Source organism: Citrobacter sp. Igbk 14 (assembly GCF_028069825.1).
Lineage (GTDB): Bacteria > Pseudomonadota > Gammaproteobacteria > Enterobacterales > Enterobacteriaceae > Citrobacter.
Genome location: NZ_JANEWM010000004.1, coordinates 16,312 through 28,562 on the forward strand (window position 1 = coordinate 16,312; position 12,251 = coordinate 28,562).

General features: G+C 53.0%; 8 protein-coding genes. 1 reads left to right on the forward strand and 7 read right to left on the reverse strand.

Features of this window, described 5'->3' with window-relative positions; translation table 11 throughout:
• The first annotated feature begins 38 nt into the window (after positions 1–38).
• Positions 39–860: a serine O-acetyltransferase gene (gene cysE / locus NNN64_RS02520; RefSeq protein ID WP_003024160.1), complete on the forward strand. Its 822-nt coding sequence runs from the start codon at positions 39–41 to the stop codon at positions 858–860.
• 85 nt (positions 861–945) lie between these two features.
• On the opposite strand, the gene trmL is transcribed toward cysE, so the two are convergent.
• From trmL to NNN64_RS02555, 7 genes are all read right to left on the reverse strand, one after another.
• Positions 946–1,419, reverse strand: coding sequence for a tRNA (uridine(34)/cytosine(34)/5-carboxymethylaminomethyluridine(34)-2'-O)-methyltransferase TrmL (gene trmL / locus NNN64_RS02525; RefSeq protein ID WP_003827329.1), 474 nt, complete (start codon positions 1,417–1,419; stop codon positions 946–948).
• A 46-nt stretch (positions 1,420–1,465) separates the two neighbouring features.
• The gene (locus NNN64_RS02530) at positions 1,466–2,806 is read right to left on the reverse strand and encodes an MFS transporter (RefSeq protein WP_271440353.1); all 1,341 of its coding nucleotides are present in this window, start codon (positions 2,804–2,806) and stop codon (positions 1,466–1,468) included.
• 198 nt (positions 2,807–3,004) lie between these two features.
• Positions 3,005–4,195, reverse strand: a complete 1,191-nt coding sequence (gene lldD, locus NNN64_RS02535; protein ID WP_271440354.1) for an FMN-dependent L-lactate dehydrogenase LldD — start codon at positions 4,193–4,195, stop codon at positions 3,005–3,007.
• The gene (gene lldR / locus NNN64_RS02540) at positions 4,192–4,968 is read right to left on the reverse strand and encodes a transcriptional regulator LldR (RefSeq protein WP_271440355.1); all 777 of its coding nucleotides are present in this window, start codon (positions 4,966–4,968) and stop codon (positions 4,192–4,194) included. The genes lldD and lldR overlap by 4 nt, the downstream gene beginning before the upstream one ends.
• The gene (gene lldP / locus NNN64_RS02545) at positions 4,965–6,620 is read right to left on the reverse strand and encodes an L-lactate permease (RefSeq protein ID WP_271440356.1); all 1,656 of its coding nucleotides are present in this window, start codon (positions 6,618–6,620) and stop codon (positions 4,965–4,967) included. The genes lldR and lldP overlap by 4 nt, the downstream gene beginning before the upstream one ends.
• A 289-nt stretch (positions 6,621–6,909) precedes the next feature.
• Positions 6,910–11,310: a YadA-like family protein gene (locus tag NNN64_RS02550; protein ID WP_271440357.1), complete on the reverse strand. Its 4,401-nt coding sequence runs from the start codon at positions 11,308–11,310 to the stop codon at positions 6,910–6,912.
• A gap of 43 nt (positions 11,311–11,353) precedes the next feature.
• The gene (locus tag NNN64_RS02555) at positions 11,354–11,995 is read right to left on the reverse strand and encodes a DUF3251 domain-containing protein (RefSeq protein WP_271440358.1); all 642 of its coding nucleotides are present in this window, start codon (positions 11,993–11,995) and stop codon (positions 11,354–11,356) included.
• Positions 11,996–12,251 lie beyond the last annotated feature (256 nt).

Sequence of the window (12,251 nt, forward strand, 5' to 3'; positions counted from 1 at the left end):
GAACGGGTCGGTCGTTTTGCTACCTTCTGGAGTACGCAATGCCGTGTGAAGAACTGGATATTGTCTGGAAAAATATTAAAGCGGAAGCCCGGGCACTGGCGGAATGTGAGCCAATGCTGGCCAGTTTTTACCACGCGACGCTGCTCAAGCATGAGAATCTCGGCAGTGCGCTGAGCTATATGCTGGCGAACAAACTTGCTTCTCCGATCATGCCCGCCATTGCGATTCGCGAAGTTGTGGAAGAGGCTTATGCGGCCGATCCTGAAATGATTGCCTCGGCGGCCTGCGATATCCAGGCTGTGCGCACGCGTGACCCGGCAGTCGATAAATATTCCACCCCACTTCTGTACCTGAAAGGCTTCCATGCGCTGCAGGCCTACCGCATCGGGCACTGGCTATGGCATCAGGGGCGTCAGGCGCTGGCGATCTTCCTGCAAAATCAGGTCTCTGTTACCTTCCAGGTGGACATCCACCCGGCGGCAAAAATTGGTCGCGGTATTATGCTCGACCACGCTACAGGCATTGTCGTGGGTGAAACTGCGGTAATTGAAAACGACGTATCTATTCTGCAATCCGTCACGCTTGGCGGGACCGGTAAAGCAGGCGGCGACCGTCATCCGAAAATTCGTGAAGGCGTGATGATTGGCGCTGGCGCGAAAATCCTTGGTAATATCGAGGTTGGACGCGGCGCGAAGATTGGCGCAGGCTCTGTCGTTCTCCAGCCTGTACCGCCGCACACTACCGCCGCAGGCGTTCCGGCGCGTATTGTCGGCAAGCCCGACAGCGATAAACCGTCCATGGATATGGATCAGCATTTCAATGGGATACACCATACGTTCGAATACGGCGATGGCATCTGATTTCGAGCTATGCCCGGAGGTGCAGTGCTTACCGGGCCGACAAACCTCGTAGGTCGGATAAGGCGCTAGCCGCATCCGACTAAAATCAACTACGTAATACCGCGCCAGGATACCCCAACTGGCGCCAGGCCTCATACACCACCACCGACACTGCATTTGACAGGTTCATGCTGCGGCTGTCCGGCATCATCGGAATACGAATTTTTTGTTCGGCAGGCAAGGCATCAAGAATGCTGGCTGGAAGACCGCGCGTTTCCGGGCCAAACATCAGGTAATCCCCATCCTGATAGCTTACCGCACTGTGTGCAGGCGTACCTTTGGTGGTCAGGGCAAACAGACGCTGCGGGTTTTCTGCGGCGACGAAGGCGGCATAATCAGGGTGGCGCAGCACGGCGGTAAACTCATGGTAATCCAGCCCCGCGCGACGCAGGCGCTTGTCGTCCCAGGTAAAGCCCATTGGCTCAATAATATGCAGACGAAAGCCGGTATTGGCGCAAAGACGGATAATATTGCCGGTATTTGGCGGGATTTCTGGTTCGAATAAAACGATGTTAAGCATACTGCCCCCTTGATAACGGGGGGCAGAATAGCAGAAAGAGCGGGTACTATGCGACGGTCAGAGACTGCGGTTTATAGCGTTGCAGCTTGTAAATCGTTGCGGCAGCCGCGACCAGCGCTGGAAGGCTGAGGAACATCAAGATGCTGTCGGCCTGCCATTGCAGGGAGAGCAGTTGGGCGCTCATCATGGTGCCGGCTACGCCACCAAAGCGGCCCACACCTTGCATCCAGGCAATGCCGGTTGCGCGGCAATGAGTGGGATAAAACGTTGCAGCCAGCGTCTGTAGCCCGGACTGTGCGCCGTTCATGGTAATCCCCATCAGGAAGATCAGTGCGCCGAACAGGACGATATGGTTATGCTCAAAGCCGAGCGCGAGGGCAAACAGCATCGTCAGCATAAAGCCAAGTGAAACCACTTTGTGTGCTTCCCAGCGATCCATCAACCAGCCGGCCAGCAGGATCCCTGCCGTGCCACCGAAGGTGAATAGTGATGTCAGCCAGGCGGACTCTGCCAGCGGGTAGCCCATTCCCAGCATCAGCGTTGGCATCCAACTGAGCAGGACGTAATAGATCACCAGCCCCATAAAGTAGGTCATCCACAGCATCAGCGTGCCCGGTAGCCAGGGCATACTGAATAGCTGCGCTACGCTGCCTTTTTTCACCGCCACCCGATCTTCTTCCAGGTAAAACTGGGTGACCTGCTCCAGGCTCCCCGACATAAAGCGTTGGGCTATGCGTTTGATTTGCGCGATCTCTTTGCCACGGTGAACCAAATACTTCACCGATTCTGGCAGGAACAGTACCAATAACACGGTGAGTGCCAGCGGGGCGATTGCACCAGCCAGCAGTACGCTGTGCCAGCCGTAGCTGGGAATGAGCCAGGAGGAGATAACTCCGCCACCCGCAGCACCAAGAGGGAAGCCGCAGTACATGGTATTAATGGCCATTGAACGGCAGCGTTTAGGGGCAAATTCTGAGACCAGTGTGATGGCGTTTGGCATTGCTGCACCGAGTCCAAGACCGGTGAGAAAGCGCCAAAATGTGAGCATATTCAGCGTCTGTGCATAGGCGGTGCCCAGACTGGCGAGCCCAAAGAACAGGCAGGAAAACACCAGTACGCGCTTACGGCCCATACGATCGGAAATCGGTCCGGCTAATAATGCGCCAAATGAGAGTCCCAATAGCGCGGCACTCAATACTGGCCCAAGATCTTGTTTCTTGATACCCCAGTCGGCAGAGAGCGTGGGGGCAATGTAACCCATTGCCGCCGTATCGAAGCCGTCAATGGCTAAAACCAGAAAGCCCAGGACAATAATGACCCAGTGAAACCGTGAAAAACGACTGTCATCTATCGCCTGCTGGATATTCACTTTACCGGAATAAGCCATGTCACCCTCGCCCGTTATGATGGTTGTTATCGGTATAAATTACCCTTGTATTAGCTTGTATATACATTTGGCAGGTGGATAAAAAGTTGTCAAATATATTGGTTGTAAATGTTAACTGGTCGTTATTTTTTTGAATAAAAAATGGTCGGGCTGAAAACAGGCCGACCATGCAGAAAACGCAATTTACGGGAGAGAGTGTTACGCAGCGCTACCCTGAGCCAGAGGAGCCAATGCAGCAGGCAAGCTCTTACCCAGCTCCTGCACCAGAGAATCGCGGCTGATTTCGCTAATCGATTTCGCGCCAGTCAGCGTCATTGCCACCTTCATCTCTTTTTCGATCAGGTTCAGCAGATTCGCCACACCAGCCTGTCCGTGTGTCGCCAATGCGTACAGGTAAGCGCGACCCAAAAGGACGCTATCAGCACCCAGCGCAATCATACGCACGACGTCCAGACCGTTACGGATCCCGCTGTCTGCCAGAATGGTGATATCGCCTTTTACCGCATCGGCAATGGCGGGCAGCGCGCGAGCAGAAGACAGCACACCATCCAACTGGCGGCCACCATGGTTAGAAACGACAATGCCATCAGCGCCGAAACGGACGGCATCACGAGCATCTTCCGGATCGAGGATCCCTTTGATCACCATCGGACCCTCCCAGAATTCGCGGATCCACTCGAGGTCTTTCCAGGAAATAGACGGATCGAAGTTATTTGCCAGCCAGCCGATGTAATCCTCAAGACCGGTAGGTTTTCCAAGATAAGTCGAGATATTGCCTAAATCATGCGGACGACCATTCAGACCAACGTCCCATGCCCACTGTGGATGGGTGACCGCTTGCCAGTAACGGCGCAGCGCCGCATTCGGGCCGCTCATACCGGAATGGGCATCACGATAGCGGGCGCCAGGCGTGGGCATATCGACAGTAAAGACCAGCGTGGAGCAGCCTGCCGCTTTGGCGCGCTCCAGTGCATTACGCATAAAGCCGCGATCGCGAAGGACGTACAGCTGGAACCACATTGGGCGTTTGATGGTCGGGGCGACTTCTTCAATCGGGCAGACGGAAACCGTAGAAAGCGTAAATGGAATACCTTTGGCATCAGCGGCGGCGGCGGCCTGAACTTCACCCCTACGCGCATACATGCCACACAAACCGACCGGGGCTAATGCCACCGGCATCGACAATTTTTCGTTGAACAGGGTGGTTTCCAGACTCAGGTCGGACATGTTCTTCAGCACGCGCTGGCGCAGCGCCACTTCCGACAGGTCTGCCACGTTACGGCGCAAGGTGTGTTCTGCGTACGCTCCACCGTCAATATAGTGGAACAAGAAAGGGGGTAGGATGCGCTGGGCTGCGGCGCGATAGTCGCTGGCGGCTGAAATAATCATGTGTTGTTCTCCCTGCTATTCTCACCAGGGTCACCGGGCAGGCGGGTGATACGCGCCTGGCGGGCCTGATCTTCATCAAATCGTTTAATCGTGGTGTGGACGAAACTAAGGTGCGCCATCATGGCCTTCCGTGCGCCGTCGGCATCCCCGGCAACGATGGCATCCAGTACGGCCTGATGTTGCTCCGTCAACTGTGAAAAGACGGGCGGTACCAGATACATACGTTGGCGGCTCTGTTTTACCGAAGACTGCAGGACGTCGAAGAAACCGCGCATAGTTTGTAGCAGCACCACGTTGTGCGACGCTTCAGCAATGGCGAGGTGAAAGCGCACGTCTGCCTGCGAGGCGAGATCGGGGTCTTCGCTTTGCGTGGCGTCGAAACAGAGCCGGATTTTCTCTTTGTCGGTGGCAGTGGCACGCATGGCGGCATGCCAGGCGGTGCTGGCTTCGATGGCGTGACGGGCTTCCAGAATATCGAAACTGTAATCGGGATCGTCTGCCATCAGCGTTTTCAGCGGCTGAACGATGTTCTGTTCAGACCAGGCCTCATGCTGCCAGCGGACAAACGTCCCACCGCCACGGCGGCTGATCAACACGCCTTCGCTCACCAGCTTAGCTAACGCCTCACGTAGCGAGTTACGTGATACGCCCAGCTGTACGGCCAGTTGGCGTTCAGCGGGCAACTTCATGCCCGCCTCCAGCTGTTGTTCTTCAATCAGCGCCCGCACACGAGATGCAACCTCGTCTGACAGGCGTCTGGGCATCACTATCATGGAATCATCCAGGTTAAGACATAGGCCTGCAGTGTGGTGATCACACCCACCATGCAGGTGAAAATCAGGCTGTGTTTGACGGTGAAGCGGAACAGATCAGATTCTTTGCCAACCAGTCCCACTGCCGCACAGGCGATGGCGATAGACTGCGGAGAGATCATCTTGCCGGTTACGCCGCCAGTGGTATTTGCCGCTACCATCAGTACGTCAGAAACACCGATTTGCTGCGCCGCCGTTGCCTGTAGCGCTGCGAACAAGGCGTTTGACGAGGTATCAGAGCCCGTCAGGAATACCCCCAACCAGCCGAGGAACGGCGAGAAGAAAGTGAACGCGCTGCCCGTGTGAGCCAGTGCTAACGCCAGCGTTGATGAAAGCCCGGAGTAGTTAGAGATAAATGCGAATGCCAGTACCATCCCGATGGAGTAAATAGGCAGCGCCAGATCTTTCAGTGTGCTGCCAAAGGTCTGCAGAGCGGCAGAGGGTTTCATCTTCAGCCAAACGATAGACAGCAGGGCGGCAAACAGGATGGCGGTGCCGGTCGCTGAGAACCAGTCAAATTTGTACACTGCGGCATACGCTGTGGCTTCGTGTACCACCGGTGGCATACGGGCAACCAGCTTATCGAGGAACGGAACCGGAATGTTGACGACCCAGTGGTACATCGCCCCGCCAGGTGCAAACAGCGCTTTAAACGGCGGTACGCTCCACAGTGTGACGGTGGCGGTCAGGAACAGGAACGGAGACCAGGCGCGGATAATTTGCCCGGCGGTGTAGCGGGTGCGCGACAGGTCCATATCGACCTGCGAAGCGCCCATATCGCCAAAACGGAAGATGCGTACCGGCTGCCAGCGCTTCAGGAACAGCGTCAGACACACCAGCGAAACCAGAGAAGAGATGATGTCCGGCAATTCTGGTCCGATAAAGTTAGAACTGAGGTACTGGGCGATAGCAAACGAGCCGCCAGCGACCATTACCGCAGGCCAGGTTTCTTTCACGCCGCGCCAGCCATCCATAATCGCCATAATCCAGAACAGTACGATAATCGTCAGGAATGGCAACTGACGACCGACCATCTGGCCAATCTCGAAGCTGTCCAGTCCGGTAACCTGACCGGCAACCAGAATCGGAATACCCATCGCGCCAAAGGCGACCGGCGCGGTATTTACGATCAGGCACAGCCCGGCTGCGTACAGCGGGTTAAAGCCCAGACCAACCAGCAGCGCGGCGGTAATGGCAACCGGCGCGCCAAAGCCTGCCGCCCCTTCGAGGAATGCCCCAAAGGAGAAACCGACGATCAGCATTTGCAGACGCTGGTCGGGGGTAATGGAGAGTATTGATGACCGGATGATGTCGAACTGCCCGGTTTTAACCGAGATTTTATAGACAAACACCGCTGCGATGATGATCCAGGCAATCGGCCACAGACCATAAAAGAAGCCGTACACCACCGAGGCCAAAGCGTGATCGACCGGCATTTTGTAGAACAACAGGGCGACCGCCAGAGCGATCACCACCGTCCAGGACGCCGCAACATAGCCTTTTAGCTTGAGCTTAATCAGCGCGAAGAAAAAGAACAGGATAGGTAGCGATGCTATCAGGCTGGAAAGCCAAATGTTACCCGCCGGGTCGTAGTTTTGTTGCCAGAGATTCATTGCAGGTCTCCTGAGGGCCTTCAACATAATGGAATGAGTCTTTGCTCATCTCTTCGTCACATTATGTGTAAAAGTGGCCCTGCCAATATTGTTGTGTAGGGATAATGACAACGAATGGTTAACCAGATGTTATTTATTGGCAACGGTATTGTAGGCTAATTTTAACGAAATGTGAGGGGGTATTCGGATCTGGTGATAATTGGTAGGGCCAATAACAGGAGTGTGAAGAAAATAAAAAGGCAATGGCGGCGTGGCCATTGCCTTTAGCATCGGTGATGTCGTTAACGGATTACCACTGGAAACCCATACCAATGGCCGCCGAGTAATCACCCTGGCTGTTGCTGGTTCCTTGTAATTTATAGACCCAGCCACCACTTTCGCTCACCATGGAGACACCAAGCGCGATTGCGCTCTCGCCATTAAATGTACCTCCCGCAATCGAGGTCATGTTGGCGCCAGGCGCGTAGGCCTGTGGAAGACCTGCCATCGCCATGGCAGAAGCGATACCGCCGCTCATCTTGTTCTCTACACCTTTGATTTTACTATTCATCTCACCCATTTTCTGGTCGGTGTAGGTATTTGCTTCTTCTACGCTCTTTTTCAATTGCGCATAGTTAACCGCATCTGTGTCATTCACCGCGGCAGAAACATTGCCGATGCGTGTCGTGCCGCCGCTGCCGTCTCCGAGGTTGAGCGTACTGTAGTTTATCGACCCATCAGAATTGGTTTCATAACGGACGGAACCTGCTTCGGAGGCTTTCAACTGTGCCACGTTAACCGCGTCGGTGTTATTGACCCCAGCGGCGACGTTGGTAATACGGCGTTGCTGTGTGGATGAACCCACAGAAACGGTATTGGCTTCATCGGCCACGGAGTTAGTCCCCAGGGCGACGCTATTATCAGCAGAAGCGATAGATCCAGAGCCAATCGCGACGCTGTCCGCGCCCTGAGCATTGGCATCGTCACCCGTTGAGCTGGTCTTGAAGTACTTGGTATTACCCGTTGTCACAATATCGCCAACAGAGTTTTCAATATTCGTGACCCGGGTATCAAGGCTGCTCACCTGCGTATTCAGATTGGTGATACTTTCGGTATTGGCGGCAACGCGGCTATCGGTGGCTTTCAACTGCGCAACGTTAACGGCATCGGTATCTTGCGTACCCGCAGCAACGTTGGTGATTTGCCTCTGGCCGGATGCGCTGCCTACAGACACTTCTCCGCTTGAGCTTTGCGCGGTATCCAAATTGTAAGCGGTATAGCTGCTTTGCGCGCCTACGGTGGTTTGTGAATTGCTCCCAAGCGCAACGCTATCAGCATGGTTTGCCTGTGCGTTTGTTCCAAAAGCTATGCCATTGCTGGCCGTTTGCGCAACCGTCGCGCCATAGCCAATGCCTACGCCCGTATCGCCATTGACGACGGTTTTCGGGCCGACGGCAATGGAGTTAGCGCCAACCGCCAGCGCGTCTTCTTCGTCCGAATTCGCATGGAAATATTGTGTTGGCGTGGTCGATACGGCGGAAATCGCGTTTTGCAGCTGGCGTACCGTGACGGCGTCTTGTGCTTCAGAACCATCCGCAACGTTGGTGATTTGACGATAGCTTTCACCATCGGTACCCAGGGACAATGCGCCAAGCAGAGTTCTGTCCGTGGTGTCATAGCCGATAACGACGCCATCGCTCGTCACGCTGGTCGCCTGTTTGTTTGAGGAGATGGTGCGGTTTGATACTGACCCGCTGCCCAGCGCAATCCCCGTATCGACGATGCTTTGGCTATTTTGACCTAAAGCCAGGCTGCTGGCACCTGATGCGACAGCGTTATAACCGACGGCCGTCGCGCCAATGCCAGAGGCGTGCGCGTCATCTTCGGTGAGCCCGGTGTCGTTAGTGCGGACGTATTTCATACCCGTCCCGTTGTTGGTGATGTAGGTGTCGCTGGTATCGCCGGCTAAGTTGTTAATAACTTCGCTATTCAGGGCGATTAGCTGATTTGTCTCATACAGTTGAGCGCCGTTGACGGCATCAGTGCTGTCTGCGGACAGGGTGCCTGCGGCGACATTGGTAATTTTGTTGGTGGCGTTAGTACCGTGACTGGCGCTAAATGCCTCTGCTGTGTCATCCCATTTCAACGCGTCGCCGCTAAGGTTGGTGATTGAGGTGTTGATCTCCTCAATATCCGTGGTGTTTTGCGCTACGTTTTGATTGGTTTCATACAGTTGAGCACCGTTAACCGCATCGGTGCTGTCTGCGGACAGGGTGCCGGCCGCTACGTTAATTATCTTGCTGGTGGCGTTGGCACCGTGGCTGGCGCTAAACGCGCCTGATGTTGCATCCCACAGCAGGGCATCGTCCGAGAGGCCGGTGATGGTGGTGCTCATGTCGGAAATAGACGTGTTCAGTTCGGCAATATCGGTGGTGTTCGTCGTGATATTGGTGGTGTTCTGCGCCACATTCTGGTTGGTTTCATACAGCTGAGAACCGTTAACCGCATCGGTGCTGTCTGCGGACAGGGTGCCTGCGGCGACATTGGTAATTTTGTTGGTGGTGTTAGTACCGTGACTGGCGCTAAACGCGCCTGCGGCCGCATCCCACAGCAGAGCATCATTGGTGAGATCCGTTACGGTGGTGTTGATGTCGGAAACCGAGGTATTAAGGTTAGCGATATCGGTTGTGTTGGTCGCGATATTCGTCGTATTGGTCGCGATGTCAGTGGTGTTTTGCGCCACGTTCTGATTGGTTTCAAATAGCTGAGAACCGTTAACCGCATCGGTGCTGTCTGCGGACAGAGTACCGGCCGCCACGTTGGTGATCTTACTGGTGGTGTTGGTGCCATGACCGGCACTAAACGCGCCAGCGGTCGAATCCCACAGCAGGGCATCATTGGTGAGATCCGTCACGGTGGTGCTGAGGTCGGAAACCGAGGTATTCAGATTGGTGATGTTGGTTGTGTTGGTTGCGATATTGCTGGTATTGGTCGCAATATCCGTGGTGTTGGTTGCGATATTGCTGGTATTGGTCGCAATATCCGTGGTATTGGTCGCGATATTTGTCGTGTTTGTTGCGATATCGGTTGTGTTGGTCGCGATATTGGTCGCATTGGTCGCGATGTCAGTGGTGTTTTGCGTCACGTTCTGATTGGTTTCAAATAGCTGAGAACCGTTAACCGCATCGGTACTGTCTGCGGACAGAGTACCGGCCGCCACGTTGGTGATCTTACTGGTGGTGTTGGCACCATGACCGGCGCTAAACGCGCCAGCGGTAGCATCCCACAGCAGAGCATCATTGGTGAGATCCGTCACGGTGGTGCTGAGGTCGGAAACCGAGGTATTCAGATTGGTGATGTTGGTTGTGTTGGTTGCGATATTGCTGGTATTGGTCGCAATGTCCGTGGTGTTGGTCGCGATATTGCCGGTGTTTGTTGCAATGTCCGTGGTATTGGTCGCGATATTTGTCGTGTTTGTTGCGATGTCGGTGGTGTTTTGCGCCACGTTCTGATTGGTTTCAAATAGCTGAGAACCGTTAACCGCATCGGTGCTAGATGCGCTCAATGCACCCGCTTTTACATTAGTAATTGTGCTGGTGGCATCGGAGCCGTGTGCTGCACTGTAGACGTTTTTAAGCGAGTCCCATTGTAATGTATTATCGTCAATTCCCTTTAACGCGTCGCCAACATTATTAAAGTTACCACTTTGCAGTTTGTAGCTAGGGGCGTTAACAACTCCGGCAGTACTCACTGAGGCACCACCGCCCAGACGGTCTGCAACTGACTTACTGATATCATAAAGCTGTGAACCATTGATGGCATCAGTACTGGTACTGCTGATATCGCCTTTTGCCATATGGACAATTTTACGCTGCTGCGTATCGTTACCCACTGAAACAGTATTATCTTCTGCGGCAGTAGACTCTGTGCCCAGAGCAACGGAGTTGACACCAGTTACATTGGACAGGCTACCAATCGCAATACTTTTTTCACTACTAGAATAGCTTTCTTGTCCAATCGCAATACTGTTTTCGCTGCTTGCCTGACTTTTATTACCTAACGCAATAGAATTTAAACCGTCTGCTTTTCCAGCCTGACCGAAAGCCATTGCTCCAGTTTTGGTTGCACTGGCACCATATCCAAACGCAACGGTATTGTCCGCTTTAGCTATGCTGTTTGCGCCGAATGCCAAACTATATAATCCGTTGGCTTCGCTTTCGTCACCCATTGCAATGGAGCCTGTGCCATTGCCCAAGGCCGATCTACCGAATGCCAGGCTATAGTCGCCAGCGGCACTAGCGCCACTTCCGATAGCAACCCCCCTGCTCCCTGTGGCTTTCGATAGCTGCCCCATTGCTACTGAACTTTGTCCAGTAGCACTACTCTGAAAACCCACTGCAGTAGCCCCCGCAGCAGATAATGCATTTACCCCAATAGCAATACTTGCTGAGCCACCGGATGCAGAGGAAGCCTGCGCACCTTGACCAATAGCAATCCATCTGTCTGTTATTTCGGTGCCATCAGAATATGTACCACCATCGAGACTGACAGAAGCACTTGCCCCAAACGACGACATCAGCCCACCGGCGACTAATGCAGATACTAACAGCTTCCTGCGCCCAGATTTCTTGCCACGACCTTTCGCTGTTTCACTGGCGACAGTGAAGTTGCCAGTTGCAGGGTTCCAGATAACTTTAAAAATTTTGTTCATTGTTGGTGCTCTCTATTCCTTGTTATAAGTGCAATAACTGCATTTATTTTTTGCTTTTTTTCTGCCTGGTATCAGCAGGGGGAAGATTGTCGAAGTTGATATTCTGCATATTAATCGCCAACTTGAGGTATTTCAGGTTATTGGGCGACACCCCTTTTAACGTTAAGTTAATGTCTTGCCATTGACCTGGTAATAATTTCAGCGTGGAGTTCATGGCGGTGCTAAATAGCAACTGTTGCCATTTGGCATATTCTTTTAGATCAATAGGCTTTTCACCGCCCCAGGTGGCATGAAAACCAACGTTAGAAACAGGTACGCTTAATAAATTAACCAGCGAAATATGTATAACGCTGCCATTATCAATGGGTTCAATAGATAGAATGCGTCCCGCTAACCCGACATTGCCGTTATTAATGACAAAGTAGCGGGTTTGTGATGGGTCCAATTCCGTGTATTCGAACAAGCGTTGTTTACGTTCGATACGGCCAACGACATGAGCGAGTTTTGTCGTCGCCGAGATAACGCTAGTTTGCTGTTTTTCCAGTAGGTTTATCTTTGCTTCTTGCTCTTGCTGCTGTTTCTTCAGCGTTTCGATAAGGCCTTTATCGGCCGTGTAATCGCAGGCCGAGAGCAAAAATGAAAATCCTAAGATGACGGGGGGAATAAACCTTCCATATTTGTGCATATAAAAATCCTTATTTATATGATGTAAAAATAACGACTTGCTCATCTATTCATATGGCGAAAATATATGTTTACCTCTGGCCGATATATAGGTGATGAGAACAATAAAAATATTCATCACCGTTATGTAATCAACTGGTCGCTGATGCTAATAATGAATTTTAAACGGTGATATTTTACTGAGAACTAATCACAATACGTATATGTCGGGTGCGGGTGTTTGCGGATGATAATATTATTTAATTTTGTTGGTCAAT